Annotated in this window: 16 protein-coding genes and 1 tRNA gene; 10 read left to right on the top strand and 7 right to left on the bottom strand. The window is 67.0% G+C overall.

The annotated features are described in order from the left end of the window. Positions 1-269: 269 nt before the first annotated feature. Entirely contained in the window at positions 270-818 is a 549-nt protein-coding gene (locus OHN74_RS21510) for a helix-turn-helix domain-containing protein (protein WP_327696190.1), read from the bottom strand. A 182-nt stretch (positions 819-1,000) separates the two neighbouring features. Between OHN74_RS21510 and OHN74_RS21505 the strand changes: the two genes are divergently transcribed. After that, positions 1,001-1,073 (top strand) — tRNA-Ala (locus OHN74_RS21505). Between the two features lie 506 nt (positions 1,074-1,579). Then, on the top strand, positions 1,580-2,152 hold the full coding sequence (locus tag OHN74_RS21500) for a hypothetical protein (protein ID WP_443060424.1): 573 nt from the start codon (positions 1,580-1,582) through the stop codon (positions 2,150-2,152). A gap of 149 nt (positions 2,153-2,301) precedes the next feature. On the opposite strand, the gene OHN74_RS21495 is transcribed toward OHN74_RS21500, so the two are convergent. After that, the gene (locus OHN74_RS21495) at positions 2,302-3,006 is read right to left on the bottom strand and encodes a DUF5324 family protein (RefSeq protein WP_327696189.1); all 705 of its coding nucleotides are present in this window, start codon (positions 3,004-3,006) and stop codon (positions 2,302-2,304) included. Positions 3,007-3,385: 379 nt separating this feature from the next. Here OHN74_RS21495 and OHN74_RS21490 point away from each other — a divergent pair, with 379 nt between their 5' ends. Beyond that, positions 3,386-3,919: a peptidylprolyl isomerase gene (locus tag OHN74_RS21490; RefSeq protein WP_327696188.1), complete on the top strand. Its 534-nt coding sequence runs from the start codon at positions 3,386-3,388 to the stop codon at positions 3,917-3,919. Positions 3,920-4,081: 162 nt separating this feature from the next. Continuing rightward, entirely contained in the window at positions 4,082-4,978 is an 897-nt protein-coding gene (locus OHN74_RS21485; protein WP_327696187.1) for a rhomboid family intramembrane serine protease, read from the top strand. Positions 4,979-5,255: 277 nt separating this feature from the next. Here the strand turns inward: OHN74_RS21485 and crgA are convergent, their stop codons facing one another. Beyond that, positions 5,256-5,510, bottom strand: a complete 255-nt coding sequence (crgA, locus tag OHN74_RS21480) for a cell division protein CrgA (protein WP_055528140.1) — start codon at positions 5,508-5,510, stop codon at positions 5,256-5,258. 142 nt (positions 5,511-5,652) lie between these two features. On the opposite strand from crgA, the gene OHN74_RS21475 reads away from it, so the two are divergent. From OHN74_RS21475 to OHN74_RS21450, 6 genes are read left to right on the top strand one after another with little or no spacing between them, the layout of a single operon-like run. Further along, positions 5,653-6,432 (top strand): DUF881 domain-containing protein, encoded by a 780-nt coding sequence (locus tag OHN74_RS21475; protein ID WP_327696185.1) that lies wholly within the window; start codon positions 5,653-5,655, stop codon positions 6,430-6,432. Between the two features lie 46 nt (positions 6,433-6,478). Then, positions 6,479-7,198, top strand: coding sequence for a class E sortase (locus tag OHN74_RS21470; RefSeq protein ID WP_327696184.1), 720 nt, complete (start codon positions 6,479-6,481; stop codon positions 7,196-7,198). A 44-nt stretch (positions 7,199-7,242) separates the two neighbouring features. Further along, on the top strand, positions 7,243-7,425 hold the full coding sequence (locus tag OHN74_RS21465; protein ID WP_198539328.1) for a hypothetical protein: 183 nt from the start codon (positions 7,243-7,245) through the stop codon (positions 7,423-7,425). Further along, positions 7,422-8,060, top strand: coding sequence for an aminodeoxychorismate/anthranilate synthase component II (locus OHN74_RS21460; RefSeq protein ID WP_327696183.1), 639 nt, complete (start codon positions 7,422-7,424; stop codon positions 8,058-8,060). The genes OHN74_RS21465 and OHN74_RS21460 overlap by 4 nt, the downstream gene beginning before the upstream one ends. Continuing rightward, the gene (locus OHN74_RS21455) at positions 8,057-9,472 is read left to right on the top strand and encodes a class E sortase (protein ID WP_327696182.1); all 1,416 of its coding nucleotides are present in this window, start codon (positions 8,057-8,059) and stop codon (positions 9,470-9,472) included. Before OHN74_RS21460 ends, OHN74_RS21455 begins: the two co-directional genes overlap by 4 nt. A gap of 13 nt (positions 9,473-9,485) precedes the next feature. Continuing rightward, complete coding sequence (locus OHN74_RS21450; protein ID WP_327696181.1) at positions 9,486-10,235, top strand: class E sortase; 750 nt, start codon at positions 9,486-9,488, stop codon at positions 10,233-10,235. A 96-nt stretch (positions 10,236-10,331) separates the two neighbouring features. Here the strand turns inward: OHN74_RS21450 and OHN74_RS21445 are convergent, their stop codons facing one another. The 4 genes from OHN74_RS21445 to OHN74_RS21430 form a co-directional block, all read right to left on the bottom strand. Then, a complete protein-coding gene (locus OHN74_RS21445; RefSeq protein WP_327696180.1) occupies positions 10,332-11,381 on the bottom strand; it encodes a restriction endonuclease in 1,050 nt (349 codons plus the stop codon). Between the two features lie 144 nt (positions 11,382-11,525). Further along, positions 11,526-13,523, bottom strand: coding sequence for a Stk1 family PASTA domain-containing Ser/Thr kinase (pknB, locus tag OHN74_RS21440; protein WP_327696179.1), 1,998 nt, complete (start codon positions 13,521-13,523; stop codon positions 11,526-11,528). Positions 13,524-13,692: 169 nt separating this feature from the next. Next, positions 13,693-15,165, bottom strand: a complete 1,473-nt coding sequence (locus OHN74_RS21435) for a peptidoglycan D,D-transpeptidase FtsI family protein (RefSeq protein ID WP_327696178.1) — start codon at positions 15,163-15,165, stop codon at positions 13,693-13,695. Further along, complete coding sequence (locus tag OHN74_RS21430) at positions 15,162-16,601, bottom strand: FtsW/RodA/SpoVE family cell cycle protein (protein ID WP_327696176.1); 1,440 nt, start codon at positions 16,599-16,601, stop codon at positions 15,162-15,164. Before OHN74_RS21430 ends, OHN74_RS21435 begins: the two co-directional genes overlap by 4 nt. Positions 16,602-16,616 lie beyond the last annotated feature (15 nt).

Below are 16,616 nucleotides of genomic sequence, written 5' to 3'. Positions count from 1 at the left end.
TGCGTCGATCCCCCTTCGGATCACCGCTCGGTCGGTTCCTGACCGGCGGGTGGTACGGCTCCTCCTACCCCACTCCGGAGCCCGCTGTCACCCTGCTCGCCCAGAACCTGTCTTCGTACCTGTTTCCCTACCTGCTCGTCGTCCCCCGGTTCCTCTCGTGGCCCGCGTTCCTTCGCCTGTCCAAGCCTGATCCCGTGCGCCTGCCACGTTTTGTACCCCTGAGCCGTAGCCCGGCCGCCGAACCCCCGATCGGCGGCCGGGCCGGCGGCTCAGTTCTGGTGGGACTGGTAGTGCGTCACGGCGTCAGAGGTGCGGCCCGCGCCGTACACCCGGAGGAACTCTGCCAGTTCCGGGTGGGTCGGGGCGAGAGTGTCCGCCGCGTCGATGATGTCGCCGGCGGCGGACACCGAGCGCAGCAGCGACTGGATCTCGCGGACCACCCTCTTGACCGTGGGCGCCCCCGAACTCGTCGTCGACTGCGCGGTGTTGCTCAGCACCGATCCCCCCTGGGACTTCTTGATCTCGTCCATCCGTTCGGTCGCCTCGGCCGCGCTCACGCTGCCGTCCGCGACCTGACCGGCCAGATCCTGCAGCAACTGCACGCGCTGCACCACTGCCGGGTTGCCGATCTTGGCCCGCTGGCCGCTCATGAGCTGTGACAGCATCGGCGCGGACAGCCCCAGTACCCCCGCGAGACGAGCCTGGTTGAGTCCAAGATCGTCGATGAGCTTACGGAAGAGCGCCCCCAGCGGCTCCCCGTACCAGTTCCGCTGAAGCTCCCGCGCTCTTGCGGTGGCTTCTTGCTGTGCGGCATCCATTGCGTCTCCCCATCGCTTCCCCAAATACCGCGGTTCGCTGTAGCGAACCACGACGAGCATCTTACGGAGAGTGGTCGTTCACGGGGACCCCCAATCCTTTTGCGAGATACGGGGGATGACCCGGTACTCTGGTCGTCGGCGCCAACCAGTACCTGGTTGTTCTGGGCGGACGCCATCCATTCGGGGCCTTAGCTCAGTTGGTAGAGCGCTGTCTTTGCATGGCAGATGTCAGGGGTTCGACTCCCCTAGGCTCCACACTTAAAATGCCCTCTGAACTGCGGAAACGCGGTCCGGAGGGCATTTTTTCGCAACACGGGGTCCCCTTGGTGACCCGTGCTTGCCGTGTGCGGTGCGAGGCCTTGATCCGGTGCGCAGAGCGACCAGCCGCCGTACGGCGGCCCCTGCCGCGCCCTGTTTCCCGTCGCGGGGAAGTTCTGCAGGAGCGCGTTCGTGGCGATGAGCTGGGCCACCTTGTTGCTTCGCGTTGTCTCCGCTGCCGTTTCTACGGTCATGTAGAAGCTGTCGGCCGTGTCCTGCCGGCCCTCTTCCCGGAGCGGTCAAGGGCGACGCTGCGGCCGTAGGCACGGGCGGCTGCCGTGCGGCCCGGTAGCGCTTCCCGGACCCCGGGGGTGGGGGTAGCTACACCCCCGGTTGGGGAGTCCACGTCATCGTTTCCATGAGCGTGCGACGGCATCGTTGAACCCGGTTGATCCCCAGTGATCCACAGAGGTTCACAGCCCACCGCCCGTAAGGAAACCGCCGTGAAGTCGCTGCTCCCGTCGAAGCCCATGACGACCGGCGCGGCACTGTGCACGAAGGCGTCCGGGCCAACGGGGGCAACCGGCGAGGCCACTCCCGGGCCGCTCGCCTCCTTCGCCCGGTTCGTCCTGTGCGGCGGCGGCGTCGGGCTCCTCTCCAGCGGCGCCGTCGCGCTGCTGGCCGCGACAATGCCCTGGGTGCTGGCCAACGCGCTGATCACGGTCGCCTCGACCATCCTGTGCACCGAACTCCACGCCCGCTTCACCTTCGGGGCCGGCAGGCGCGCCGGATGGCGCCAGCACTGGCAGTCGGCGGGCTCGGCCACCGCCGCCTACGTCGTCACCTGCGTCGCGATGTTCGCCCTGCACCTGGTCCAGTCATCGCCGGGCATGCTGACCGAGCAGATCGTCTACCTCAGCGCTTCCGGCCTCGCCGGCACAGGCCGCTTTCTGGTTCTGCGCCTGTTCGTCTTCGCGGCCGACCGGAACAAGCCCGCCCGCCGTACCGTCCGCCGGGCACCGGCCCTGACGGGCATCGGCGCTCTGAGGGCGAGCACACGACTGGCTGTCTCCTGACGAGACGATCTCGCCGGACGATCACCGCCGACGATGTTTCACGTGAAACACCGCCCCGTCACGTTTCACGTGAAACATCGCTGTGGGGCGGGAAGCCTGAAAGCCTCCCGCCCCACAGTGATCGCACAAATGACACCACGCATGAATCGTCAGCGGTGGTTCTCGTCGTCCTCCACCGCGTCGGACTCGGCCTCCTTCGCCTGGACCTCGGGATCCAGGACCGAGTGACCGGTTCCGTCCACGGACGTCAGACGGCCTGTCTCCGGCACCTCGGTCGCGGCGGGCGGCTCGACCAGCCAGTCGGGGTTGGCCTGCTTGTCCCACCACTTCCACGCGGCGAAGACACCGCCGGCCACGATGCCCACCACGGCCAGCCTCTTGGCGAGCCGGCCGGTCCGGGCCCGCCGCTGGTGCTTGCGGGCCAGCTTCCTGATCTCCTGAGGTGTGACCTGACCGCGCAGCGCGGCCAGTGCCGCGGCACCGCGCGCGGCCGCCTCCTCTCGTACGGGTCCGGCCGCCGCGACCGCGCGCTCCACGCGCGGCGCGGTGTAGTCGGCGGCCTGACGGGCGGCCTTGGCGGTGCGGACGGCGGCTTCATGGGCAGCATGGTCGACCTTCGGCGGCACATGCGTACGGGCCTGCTCCAGCCGCGGCGCGAGGTGCGCGCCGTACTGGACACGGGCCTGTTCCGCAGCCTGGGACACCTTGGGCGCAAGCCGTACGCGTGCCTCGTGTGCGTACTGGGTGGCCCTGTCCTTGGCTGTGTCGGCGTAGGGCGCCACCACGTCCGCGGCGTGCAGGACGCTGTCCTTCGCCGAGCCGGTAGCGGCGCGCACGCTTTCAATGCGGGTCACGGGATCCTCCTCCTCGGTGGCGTACGGTTATCGACTCTCCACCCTTTTACGGATCATGCCCGGCAATACGCCGTGAGGCATGTGAGGGCAGGCATCCGGGTCATGGACGGCCGATCACACGGGACTGCCGGCACCGAACCGATCACATGTGACAGCTGATGACGATCACATGCAATAGCGATGAATACAGGGCATCGGGAGCTTGTCGTCGACAATGCCACGGATCGCGGCGCAGTGCCCCCGTCCCGTGCCTACTCGACCGGTTTTCTCCGGAGCAAGCGAAAGTGCCGGATTTTCGCCCGGAGGAGGGCGCCGAGCGACGCACGGCGTGGACCGTGCGAGGATCTGGGAGTCACAAGAGGACAACGGAAGGCAGATCGTGGCTGAGCAGCTCTACGCCACCCTGAAGACCAACCAAGGCGACATCGAAGTCCGGCTCCTGCCGAACCACGCGCCCAAGACGGTCCGGAACTTTGTCGAACTCGCCACCGGTGAGCGGGAGTGGACCAACCCGGAGACGGGTGAGAAGTCCACGGACAAGCTCTACGACGGCACGGTCTTCCACCGGGTGATCAGCGGCTTCATGATCCAGGGCGGCGACCCCCTCGGCAACGGCACCGGCGGCCCCGGCTACCAGTTCGAGGACGAGTTCCACCCGGACCTCCGCTTCGACAAGCCCTACCTGCTGGCCATGGCCAACGCCGGACCGGGCACCAACGGCTCTCAGTTCTTCATCACCGTCTCCCCGACGGACTGGCTGACCCGCAAGCACAGCATCTTCGGCGAGGTCACCGACGCGGCCAGCCAGAAGATCGTGGACGCCATCGCGACCACGTCGACCAACCCGCGCACCGACCGCCCGGTCAACGACGTCGTCATCGAGTCGGTCGTCGTCGAGACCCGCGAGGGCTGAGACCCGAGAGCCCTCCCACAGGCTCTTTCCCTCGGGAATCCACGTGATCCCGACAGGGAACAAACAGGGAAACACGCAGGGAACCAAACGCCCCGCCCATCCGTATGGATGGGCGGGGCGGTGCATTGCATACGACGACGGATCGACGGAATTGGGGACCCCATGGATCAGGCGCCAGGCAGCCCGCAGGGCCCGCAGGACGCCCAGAGCCTGCCCACCTGCTACCGCCACCCGGACCGTGAGACAGGCATCCGCTGCACCCGCTGCGAACGCCCGATCTGCCCCGAGTGCATGGTCAGCGCCTCCGTCGGCTTCCAGTGCCCGGACTGCGTGCGCAACGGCTCCGGTACGGGACACGCGCCGAACGCGACCACCCCTCGCACCCTCGCCGGTGGCACCATCACGGCCGATCCCCGGCTCCTCACCAAGATCCTGATCGGCCTCAACGTCGCCGCCTACATGCTCCAGCTGTCGATCGGCGACAACTTCACGCAACGCTTCGAACTCATCGGCAGCGCCTACTACGAGGGCCTCGGCTCGGTTGAGGGCGTCGCGGAGGGGCAGTGGTACCGGCTGCTGACGTCGATGTTCCTGCACGGCAGCCCGATGCACATCATCTTCAACATGTTCAGCCTGTGGTGGATCGGCGGCCCCCTGGAAGCCGCCCTCGGCCGCGCCCGCTACCTCTCGCTGTACCTGGTCTCCGGCCTCGCGGGCAGTGCGCTGACGTATCTGATCGAGGCCCCGAACCAGCCCTCGCTCGGAGCCTCGGGTGCCATCTTCGGACTCTTCGGCGCGACCGCCGTCCTGATGCGCCGCCTCAACTACGACATGCGGCCGATCCTCGCGCTGCTGGTGATCAACCTCATCTTCACCTTCGGGATGAGCAACATCGCCTGGCAGGCCCACATCGGTGGCCTGGTCGCCGGTGTCGTCATCGGCTACGCCATGGTCCACGCCCCGCGCGAGCGCCGGTCTCTCGTCCAGTACGGCGTCTGTGGGGTGGTCCTGGTCGCGGTGGTCGTCATGACCCTGATCCGCACGGGCCAGCTCCTCTAGCGGCCGTCCCGCCCTCCCCGCCTGTCACTGAGTGCCTGTTGTCCACAGTCAGTGGCGCTACCTGTGCACAGTGTGCGGGAACAGCTGTGCCCCCTGTCACCGACCGGAGTTTTCCCAGGTCAGGCAGGGGGCGAACAAGCTTGCGATTGCCGGTGTGTCAGTCGTACCAGCGTCAACACTCGATGAGTTATCCACAGATCGTCGTCTTTTCCCCAGGCGGGGTGTGGAAATACTGCCTGGCTGTGGATAACTCAGTGGAAAGCCCTGGGCAGAGCCCCTACTTCCACTGCGTGGAGACACCGAATCCGGCTGCGATGAAGCCGAAGCCCACCACGATGTTCCAGTTGTCCAGTGCGTCGATCGGCAGCTTGCCGTCGGTCACATAGAACAGAACGATCCAGGCCAGGCCGATGAGGAACATGGCCAGCATGACCGGTGCGACCCAGCCGCGGCTGTTCAGTTTGATGGCCGTCGCCTGCTTGGCGGGCGGCGGCGTGTAGTCGGCCTTCTTGCGGATACGTGACTTCGGCACGAGGGTCTCTCCTGTCGATGCGCTGCGTGGCCGCGCAGGGAACTGGGTGGGGCTCCGGGGCAGCGTACAAGGGGACACTTAGTGCTCCCCCGGGCGTCCGTTAGCGTAGTGCTTCCGCGGCGCCGAAGGAGATAAGGGTACGTTGAGCAATTCTGCCGACTCTCCCGGGACGGATGCCAGTCCCGCCCGTAACCGCCGATTCCGCCCGGTACGGGTGCTCACCGTGGGGGTCTTCGCCCTCGCGGGGCTGATTTTCTTCACGAGCTTCGACACGGCCAAGGGCACGAACATCCGCACGGACGCCTCTCTGCTGAAGCTCTCGGACCTCATCCAGGACCGCAGCCACAAGAACGGCCGGCTCGACGAGTCCCTCGCGGCCCTGCGCGACGACGTCGAGGCGCTCGCCGAGCGCGACGACGGCAGTACCGAGGCCGAGGACGCCAAGCTGGCGGCGCTGGAGAAGGCGGCGGGCACCCAGAAGCTCAAGGGCGAGGCACTCACCGTCACCCTCAACGACGCTCCGCCGAACGCTACCGCGAAGCTCCCCGGCTATCCCGAGCCGCAGCCCGACTATCTGGTCATCCACCAGCAGGATCTGCAGGCCGTGGTGAACGCCCTGTGGCAGGGCGGGGCCAAGGGCATCAAGGTCATGGACCAGCGCCTGATCTCCACCAGCGCGGTGCGTTGTGTGGGCAACACCCTGATCCTCCAGGGTCGCGTCTACTCACCCCCGTACAAGATCACCGCGATCGGTGACCCGGAGAAGCTGAGGAGCGCGCTCACGGCGTCCAAGGCGATCCAGAACTACATGGTGTACGTCAACGTCTACGGGCTCGGCTGGCAGGTCGACGAGGACGGGACGGTGACTCTGCCCGGCTACTCGGGCACAGTGGACCTGCACTACGCGAAGCCTGTGGAGTAGCTGGGACAGCAGCTGAAGCAGCCGGTAGCTCACCGCTGGGGGGCCTGTGTCGGGGCGCGTGATCATCAGGACGGTCAGTGAACTGTGCGTCACGGCGGGCACGGTGATCGTGCTCTTCGTCGTGTACGTGCTGTTCTGGACGGGCGTGAAGGCCGACACCGTCATGGACGACCAGATCCACCAGCTGCAGGAACAGTGGTCGAAGGACACGGTGACGAAGGCGCCGCCGGCGGCGACGCCCACCCCCGCCGGCACCACGAGCCCGACGGCCGACCCGAGGTCCCCAGGGCCCTACACCCCGGGCAAGCCGTTCGCGATCATGTACATCCCGCGGCTCGGTTTCACGTGGAACAAGCCCGTGCTCGAAGACACGAGGACGAACACCCTGAAGAAGGGCCTCGGCCACTACGCCACCACCGCGCGGCTCGGCCAGGAGGGCAACTTCTCGGTCGCCGGCCACCGGCGTACGTACGGCGATCCGTTCAAGGACTTCCCGAGGCTGCGGCGTGGGGACGCGGTGGTGCTGACGGACGGGACGACGTGGTTCACGTATCGGATCGACAAAGGCCCCTACAAAACCGTGCCCACGGACATTGAGGTGATCGATCCTGTGCCACGTAAGAGCGGGTACACGCATTCGGGTCGTTACCTCACGCTGACCACGTGCGATCCGGAGTGGGGACACAGTCATCGGCTGATCGTCTGGGCGCACCTGGATTCCACACAGCCTGTGGAGGCCGGGAAACCTGCGGCGCTGCGCCGTTAATCTGGTGAGGTACGGCGTGAGTCCGGTGCTGCGAGTCGGGTGCCGTGGGCGACGGAAGGGACGGCATGTACGGCTGGATCTGGCGGCATCTGCCAGGGAACGCGTGGGTGAAGGCGTTGCTCTCCCTCGTACTGGCGCTGGCGGTTGTCTACGTCCTCTTCCAGTACGTCTTCCCGTGGGCCGAACCTCTCCTCCCCTTCAACGATGTGACGGTGAACGACCAGTGAGCGCACGGATTCTCGTCGTCGACAACTACGACAGCTTCGTCTTCAACCTGGTCCAGTACCTGTACCAGCTGGGCGCCGAGTGCGAGGTGCTGCGCAACGACGAGGTGTCGACGGCGCACGCGCAGGACGGCTTCGACGGTGTGCTGCTGTCGCCGGGTCCGGGTACGCCCGAGGAGGCCGGCGTCTGCATCGAGATGGTGCGCCACTGCGCGGCCACCGGGGTGCCGGTGTTCGGTGTCTGCCTGGGCATGCAGTCGATGCAGGTGGCGTACGGCGGTGTGGTGGACCGGGCGCCCGAGTTGCTGCACGGCAAGACGTCCCTCGTGGAACACGAGGGACAGGGTGTCTTCGCGGGCCTGCCGAGCCCCTTCACGGCGACCCGCTACCACTCCCTGGCGGCGGAGCCGAACACGGTCCCGGCCGAGCTCGAGGTGACCGCCCGTACGCACGACGGCATCGTCATGGGCCTCAGGCACCGCGAGCTCCCCGTCGAGGGGGTCCAGTTCCACCCCGAGTCGGTGCTGACGGAGCACGGTCACCTGATGCTGGCCAACTGGTTGACGGAGTGCGGTGACCGTGGGGCTGTGGCGAGGTCTGTGGGGCTCGCCCCGGTGGTGGGCAGGGCCTCGGCGTGACCGCCGTGCGCCCCGAGCGCGAGTCCGGCGCCGCCTTCGGCGGAGACACCGGCGACCAGGGAACCTCGTACGGGCAGCAGCAGCCGTACGAGGCGCCCGGCGCGTTCGAGGCGGCGGTGGACGGCCTGGCGGACCCGCTGAGCGACCCGTTGCCGGGGCAGCGGAACGATCCGCCTGCGCCACCGCCCCGCGCGCCGGGTCGTCGGAGGCGGAGCAGCCATGCGCGGCCCTACGACGCCTCGGCCGAGCGCGGGGCGGCGGAGCACCGGGATCCCGGACCGGAGTCGGGGTACGACTCGCGGGGGTACGCGCAGGACTGGCAGGTGGGGGTGTACGAGGAGCAGGCGCCGTACGCGTCTCCCGCTGCGCCTCCCGCAGCTCCTCCGGTGACGCCTCAAGCGCCCCCGACCGTCGTCCTGCCGACCGTCGTCGTGCCGCCCGTCGACGAGGAGACGGTGGCGCTGCGGCTCGCGGACCTGCCTGCCGGTCTGCGTCCCGAGGCGCCGCGAATAGCCGACGAGAACTCGAAATCAGCGGCCTCGGCCGCCACAGAGGCCACAGGCGCTTCTGAGGGCCCCTCTGTGGCCGGTGGGCGCGCAGCGCGCCGGAAGGCCGCCAAGGCCCGTCACGGGCGCCCTGGGGGCCCGCAGGAGGCATCGGAGGGTGTGGCCGCCGAGACGGCGGCGGAGGGAGCGCCCCTTTCGCGGGTCGCGGCGCGACAGGCGGCGCGGGCGCAGAAGCCGGGCATGGCGGTGATGGCGAGCCGGGCGATCGGTGAGGTGTTCATCACCACCGGCGTGCTGATGTTGCTGTTCGTGACCTACCAGCTGTGGTGGACGAACGTACGGGCGCACGCGCAGGCCGGGAACGAGACGACCAGCCTCCAGGAGGACTGGGAGAGCGGGAAGCGCGCGCCGGGGGTGTTCGAGCCCGGGCAGGGCTTCGCCATCCTCGACATCCCCAAGCTGGACGTGGTGGTGCCGATCGCGGAGGGCACCAGCAAGAAGCAGGTGCTGGACCGGGGCATGGTCGGCCACTACGCGGAGGGCGGCCTCACCACGGCGATGCCGTCCGCGGCGACCGGCAACTTCGGGCTCGCGGGCCACCGCAACACGCACGGCGAGCCGTTCCGGTACATCAACCGGTTGAAGAAGGGCGACGCGATCGTCGTGGAGACGCAGGACAAGTACTACGTCTACAAGATGGAAGCGATCCTGCCGGTGACGTCGCCGAGCAACACGAGCGTGCTGAACCCGATTCCGAACGGCTCGGGTTTCACCAAGCCCGGCCGCTACATCACCCTCACGACATGCACGCCGGAGTTCACGAGCAAGTACCGGATGATCGTGTGGGGCAAGATGGTCGAGGAACGGCCGCGCAGCAAGGGCAAGCCGGATGCGCTCGTGCAGTAAGGGCAGATGAAGAGTGGCAGCGACGACGGACCACGACGAGCAGACAGCCGGCGCCCCGGTTTCCCCGTCGCAGGCCCGCGCGCGGGGGCCGGTCGGCAAACTGGCCACCGTGGTGAGCCTTTTCGGCGAACTCCTCATCACGGCGGGCCTGGTGCTCGGCCTTTTCGTCGCGTACTCGCTCTGGTGGACGAATGTCGTCGCGGACCGTGAGGCGAACAAGCAGGGCGACGAGGTCCGCGACCACTGGGCCGACGGGAACACGGGCCCGGGCGCTCTGGACACCAAGGACGGCATCGGCTTCCTGCACGTCCCGGCGATGAAGAACGGCGAGGTCCTGGTCAAGAAGGGCACGTCGTCGAAGGTCCTGAACAACGGCGTGGCCGGCTACTACGTGGACCCGATCAAGTCGGCGCTCCCACAGGCGAAGCAGGGCAACTTCACGCTGGCGGCCCACCGGGACGGCCACGGCGCCAAGTTCCACAACATCGACAAGCTGAAGAAGGGCGACCCGATCGTCTTCGAGACGAAGAACGACTGGTACGTCTACAAGGTCTACGACACCCTCCCGGAGACCTCGAAGTACAACGTCCAGGTCCTGTCCGCGATCCCGAAGGAATCGGGAAAGCGGAAACCCGGCCGCTACATCACCCTGACGACCTGCACGCCGGTGTTCACGTCGGAGTACCGGTACATCGTGTGGGGGGAGCTGGTGCGGGTGGAGAAGGTGGACTCGAAGCGGACGGTGCCGGAGGAGTTGCGCTGACTGAGTTCCTCGAAGGAATTCAGTCACCTAGCATGGCGGAGGCCCGGAGCCGCAACTATGACTTGCGGCTCCGGGCCCCTTTGCGTCACGCCGTGCCTACTCCAGGACCTTCAGAGGCTCCCCGGTGCTCCACTCCTCCAGTACCCCGCGGTGTACGGCGGTGATCCCGGTCTCGGATGCGATGCTCAGTGCTTCTGGGGTGAAGGGGCACGTTGCCACGTAGAGCGCGACTTCCGCGCTGTACAGCACCTTGGCCGAGCCGACGAACTTCTGGACGTCGGGGCTGGTGATGCTGAGGTAGGGCGCGAACCTCTTGCACTGGACGACGAGGCGCCGCCCGTCGGCTGTGAGCCCGATGATGTCGACGCCCCGGTCTCCGTGACCGCCTTGGACGACGACGTTCGTACATCCGTCGCGACGCAGCAGTTTGGCGATGTGGTGCTCGAACGTGCGGCCGTTCATGGAGTCCATGGCGGCCATGACTCCGATGGCGGGCCTGTCGTCCCGTGTCCCTTCGAGCCGCTGCAGCCGTGTGTGGTGCTGGTGGAGCCGTCGCTCGATGCGCTGCACTCCGGCCCGCAGGGCGACGAGCTCCTGTCGGTGTTCCCCCGATGTTCCGATCAGGGCATTGAACATGGGGACGACGGTCTTGCCGAGGATGTGGGTGATGCGTTGGTCGATGCGGTCGTCGAGGGAGAGAGTGTCTTCGTGGACAGGGTTGTCCACGGACTGCGTACGTGCCAGGTACTCCATGTCGAGGAGGTACGTGCGCACCTGGCGGGCTACAGCACTGTCGCGGAGGAGCATGGCGACGTTGAGGACGGCTCGGCGTGACCAGAGAGCCAGACTGGAGCGTCGCTGTGGATAGCTGCCGGAAGAGGAACTCACATTGAGTTCCTGATATTCCCGCAGGTCAGCACCCCTGAGGACATGCAGGCCATTTGATTCGAGTTCTTGCCGGTGACGATTGAGCAGGTTGTTGATGACTGTCTCGACGACCTCGAAGTAGGTCGCCACCATCGCCGTCGTCACATGCATCCCGTCCGGCAGCAGTGACAGTGCCTTCACCCTGTCGAGCACATCCGTACGTTCGAGTGCACTGTCGCGGAGCGCCTTCGACTCCAGAAGTGCCGTTTCGTTGATCACGTTCCGTTTCTCCTCAACTCGTCGGGTTTTCCTCACATATCCAACGAGTTCGGGCATACGAAGTTCTGGTCGGATTTCGTACATGGATATGAGTGAGCCCCGGCACCCTCTTTAGGTACCGGGGCTCACTGACGTGACGAACGGTCAGCCGAAGATGCCGCCGTTGTCGTTGTCGCCGTTGTTGCCGTTGCCGTTGCCGAAGCCGACGCTCTGGAGCGTGATCTGGGTGCTCCCCGGGTCGTCGACCTCGGTGTCCTTGCCCGGGTCCTGGGCGGTGACGAACGCGGTGTCGCTCTGGTCGCTGCCCTGGGTGAACTGGATCTGGGTGAAGCCGGCCGCCTGGAGGGTCTGCTTGGCCTGTCCCACGGTCTGTCCGACGACGTTCGGGACCTTGGTCTTCTGCTCCTCGGCCTTCTTGCCGATCTGGATGGTCACCTTGGATCCAGGGTCGGCCTCGGTGTTGGCCGCCGGTGAGGTCGCGATGACCTTGCCGACCTGGTTGTCGTCCTCGGTCTCGATCTCCGTGCACTCGCCGACGAGGCCGTTGGCCTCCATCTGCTGCTTGGCGGTGTCACAGTCCTGGCCGGTGACGTCCGGGACCGTCGACTTCTCTTCTTCCTTGGCGACGGTGAGGGTGATCGTCGTGCCCTTCTCCACCTCGTCGCCGACCTTCAGGGACTGTTCCAGGACGGTCCCCGGGTCCTCGGGCGACTCCTTGCTCACCGTCTTGACGTCGAGCTGGTATTCGTCGCCCTCAAGCGTCTTCGTGGCGTCGTCGACCTTGTCGCCGAGCACGCTCGGCACGACCACCTTCGGCGCCCCGGTCGACACCACCAGCGCGATCGTGTCGCCCTTCTTGACGTCGACCCCGGCCTTCGGGTCCTGATCGCAGATGTTGCCCTTGGGTTCGTCCTCGCAGGCCTTGTTCGTGAACGTCAGTGTCAGCTCGACGTTCACTGCCGCTTTCTTGGCATCGTTCTGGGTCTGGCCGACGAAGTTGGGATTCTTGAAGGCGCTGTCGTTGACAGCCTGCCCGTCGAAGACCCACTTGCCGATCAGGATCGCTCCGATCAGCACCAGCGCGCCCGCCACGGCCAGCAGGATCGTCGAGGTGTTCGACTTCTTCTGCTGGCGGCGTCGGGGCCCGCGGTCGTCGTAGCCGAAGCCGCCGTCGTCCGGGCTCATCGGCGGAAGCATGGTGGTCGCGCCGGCGTCGGAGCGCAGGGCGGTGGTGGCCTGGTCGTCGGGGTAGCCGTAGCCGCCGTAGCCGACCGAGCTCATGGCGTGCGCGGCGGCGACGGGCTGGCCGTCGAGGCAGGCCTCGATGTCGGCGCGCATCTCGTCGGCGGACTGGTAGCGGTAGTCCGGGTCCTTGACCAGGGCCTTCAGGACGATGGCGTCCATCTCGGGCGTGATCTCGGGGTCGAACACCGACGGGGGCTGCGGTTCCTCCCGTACATGCTGGTACGCCACCGCGACCGGGGAGTCCCCGATGAACGGCGGGCGGACCGTCAGCAGTTCGTAGAGGAGGCAGCCGGACGAGTACAGGTCGGACCTCGCGTCCACCTGCTCGCCCTTCGCCTGTTCCGGCGACAGGTACTGGGCTGTTCCTATGACCGCGGAGGTCTGCGTCATCGTCATGCCGGAGTCGCCCATCGCACGGGCGATGCCGAAGTCCATGACCTTGACCTGGCCGTTGCGCGTGAGCATCACGTTGGCCGGTTTGATGTCGCGGTGGACGATGCCGCTTCTGTGGGAGTACTCCAATGCCTGGAGGATCCCGATGGTCATCTCCAGCGTCCGCTCGGGGAGCAGCTTGCGGCCCGAGTGGAGGAGTTCGCGGAGGGTGGAGCCGTCCACGTACTCCATGACGATGTACGGGATGGACGTCCCGTCGATGTAGTCCTCGCCGGTGTCGTACACGGCGACGATCGCGGGGTGGTTGAGCGAGGCGGCCGACTGGGCCTCCCGGCGGAACCGGGCCTGGAAGGAAGGGTCGCGCGCGAGGTCGGCGCGCAACGTCTTCACTGCCACGGTGCGGCCCAGGCGGGTGTCATGTGCGAGGTATACCTCCGCCATGCCACCACGGCCGAGCACGTGACCCAGCTCGTACCGGCCGCCGAGGCGACGCGGCTCTTCCATGCTTCCTACCAGCCCTCTCCGTCGGTCCCGACCGCACCTGTGTGTGGTCCGGCGGTGTGCCGTCCGGGCCTACGGTACCCGGGTTCATTTGTGTGACCTGGCCAAGCCCGTCAGCCGATACCGGACCGGTATCGCAACGTGCACCGATGCGAAGGGGACGTGACGGGGCTCACTGCTTGCTCTTGATGACCGCCTCCATCACGCTCTTGGCGATGGGCGCGGCCAGACCGCCGCCCGAGATGTTGTCGCGGATGGCGTCCTCGTCCTGGACCACGACGGCCACGGCGACCGGTGAGCTGCCGTCGGCGAGCTTGGCGTAGGAGATGAACCAGGCGTACGGCTTCTCGCTGTTGTCGACGCCGTGCTGGGCGGTACCGGTCTTGCCGCCGACGGTGACGCCGCTGATCTGGGCGTTCTTGCCGGTGCCGTCCTTGACGACCGTCTCCATCATGGACTGGAGGATCTGGGCGTTCTTGGAGGTCAGCGGCTCGCTCATCTCCTCGGGCTCGGTCTGTTCGAGCACGTCGAGGTTGGGCGCCTGGAGCTTGTCGACCATGTACGGCTTCATCAGCTTGCCGTCGTTCGCGATCGCGGAGGCGACCATGGCCATCTGGAGCGGGGTCGTGGCCGTCTCGAACTGGCCGATCGAGCTGAGCGCGGTCTGCGGCCGGTCCATCTTCTCGGGGAAGTTGGAGGCGCTGGAGCGGACCGGGATGAACTGCTCGGAGTTGAAGCCGAACTTCTTGGCCTCCTCCAGCATCTTGTCCTTGCCGACGTCGACGCCGATCTTCCCGAAGACGGTGTTGCAGGACCACTGGAGGGCGACGCGCATGGTCGCGTTCTTGCAGGGGATGGTCCCCTCGTTCTTCAGCTCGGTCGTGGTGTCCGGCAGTGTGTACGGGAGCGGCGAGTCGGTCTTCTCGTCAGCTGACGTGTACAGGCCGTTCTCGAGGGCTGCCGCCGCCGTCACGACCTTGAAGGTGGAGCCGGGCGGGTAGATGTCGCGCAGGGCCCGGTTGAGCATGGGCTCGTCGGGGTCGGCCTTCTTCTGAAGCTTCGTCCAGGCCTCCGAGTCCTTGTTCGAGTTACCGGCGAAGGTCGAGGGATCGTACGAGGGGAAGGAGGCCAGGGCCAGGATCGCGCCGGTGGACGGGTCGATCGCGGCCACCGCACCCTTGCCGCGGCCCTTGAGGCCGTCGTACGCGGCCTTCTGGGCGGCGGCGTTGAGGGTGGTGACGACGTTGCCGCCCTGCTTCTTCTTGCCCGTGATCATGTCGAGGGTGTTGCGGAAGAAGAGCCGGTCGTCGTTGCCGGTGAGGATGCCGTCGTCGATCGACTCCAGCTGCGTCGCGCCGAACGCCTGCGAGGCGTAGCCCGTGACGGGGGCCCACATGGGGCCGTCCTTGTAGGAGCGTTTGTACTCGAAGTCGCTGCTGTCGGACGTGGTGGAGCCGGTGATCGACTTGCCGTCGACGATGATGTCGCCGCGGGGTGTTGCGTAGCGCTCGATGGCGACTCGGCGGTTGTACTTGTCGTCCTTGAGGTCGTCGGCCCGGACGTACTGGATCCAGTTGTCGCGGACGAGCAGGGCGAGCACGAGGAGCCCACAGAAGAGTGCGATCCGGCGCAGGGGCTTGTTCACGGTCGGACCACCTGGGTCATCTCGGCGTCGGGGCTGGGGGCCGGGGCGGGCGCCGGACGGCGCGCGGTGTCGCTGATTCTGAGCAGGATGCCGATGAGGGCCCAGTTGGCGATGACGGAGGAACCGCCGTACGCCAGGAAGGGCATCGTCATACCGGTCAGCGGGATCAGACCCATCACGCCGCCGGCGACGACGAAGACCTGGAGGGCGAAGGCGCCGGAGAGGCCGATGGCGAGGAGCTTGCCGAAGGGGTCGCGGGCGGCTAGGGCGGTGCGGACGCCGCGTTCCACGATCAGGCCGTAGATGAGCAGGATCGCCATGATGCCGGCCAGGCCGAGTTCCTCGCCGAAGGTGGCGAGGATGAAGTCGGAGTTGGCGGCGAAGCCGATGAGGTCGGAGTTGCCCTGGCCGAGGCCGGTGCCGAGGGTGCCGCCGGAGCCGAAGGCCCACAGGGCCTGCATGGACTGCATGGTGTGACCCTCGACGCCCTGCAGACTGAGGATGTATTCGTTCCTCGGGTCGAGCCAGGCCTCGACGCGCTGCTGGACGTGCGACTCGAAGCTCGCCACGCCGACCGCGCCCGCCGCCGACATCAGCAGACCGAAGACGATCCAGCTGGTCCGCTCGGTGGCGACGTACAGCATGATGATGAACATTCCGAAGAACAGCAGCGACGTACCGAGGTCGGTCTCGAAGACCAGGATCAGGATCGAGATGATCCAGACCACGATGATCGGTCCGAGGTCGCGGCCGCGAGGCAGGTACAGGCCCATGAAGCGGCGGCTGGCGAGGGCGAGCGCGTCGCGCTTCACCATCAGGTAGCCGGCGAAGAAGACCGCTAGGGCGATCTTCGCGAACTCGCCTGGCTGGACGCTGCCCAGGCCGGGGATCTTGATCCAGATCTTGGCGCCGAAGTTGTCGAAGCCGAGGCCCGGGACGAGCGGCAGGACCAGCAGGACGAGCGCGCCGGCCATGGAGATGTACGTGTAGCGCTGCAGGATGCGGTGGTCCTTGAGGAAGACCAGCACGGCGACGAACAGGGCCACGCCCAGTGCGGAGTACAGCAGTTGGCGGGGGGCCGCCTCGACGTAGACGCTGAGCCGCTGCAGCTTCTTCGACTGGTCCAGCCGCCAGATGACGACCAGCCCGACGCCGTTGAGCAGGGTGGCCAGGGGCAGCAGCAGTGGGTCGGCGTACGGGGCGAACTTGCGTACGACGAGATGGCCGATGCCGGCGATCAGACCGAGGCCCAGGCCGTAGCTGAGAAGACCCGCTGGGATCTTGTCGTTCAGGGCCAGGCCCACGTTGACGTAGGCGAAAACAGGGATGACGACGGCGAACACCAGCAGTGCCAGTTCGGTGTTGCGTCGGCTCGGGGTGCCGATCGCGCCGATCGTGGACGTGTGGTGCTGCGAAGCGTTGGTTGTACTGCTCATCGTATGAAGTGGCCC

This window comes from Streptomyces sp. NBC_00459, assembly GCF_036013955.1.
GTDB lineage: Bacteria > Actinomycetota > Actinomycetes > Streptomycetales > Streptomycetaceae > Streptomyces.
This window is presented reverse-complemented; position numbering and strand designations above follow the sequence as displayed.

Coding starts and splice junctions, on each gene's coding strand:
- pknB (WP_327696179.1), bottom strand. CDS start 13,523: ATGGAAGAGCCGCGTCGCCTCGGCGGCCGGTACGAGCTGGGTCACGTG.
- OHN74_RS21510 (WP_327696190.1), bottom strand. CDS start 818: ATGGATGCCGCACAGCAAGAAGCCACCGCAAGAGCGCGGGAGCTTCAG.
- OHN74_RS21430 (WP_327696176.1), bottom strand. CDS start 16,601: ATGAGCAGTACAACCAACGCTTCGCAGCACCACACGTCCACGATCGGC.
- OHN74_RS21485 (WP_327696187.1), top strand. CDS start 4,082: ATGGATCAGGCGCCAGGCAGCCCGCAGGGCCCGCAGGACGCCCAGAGC.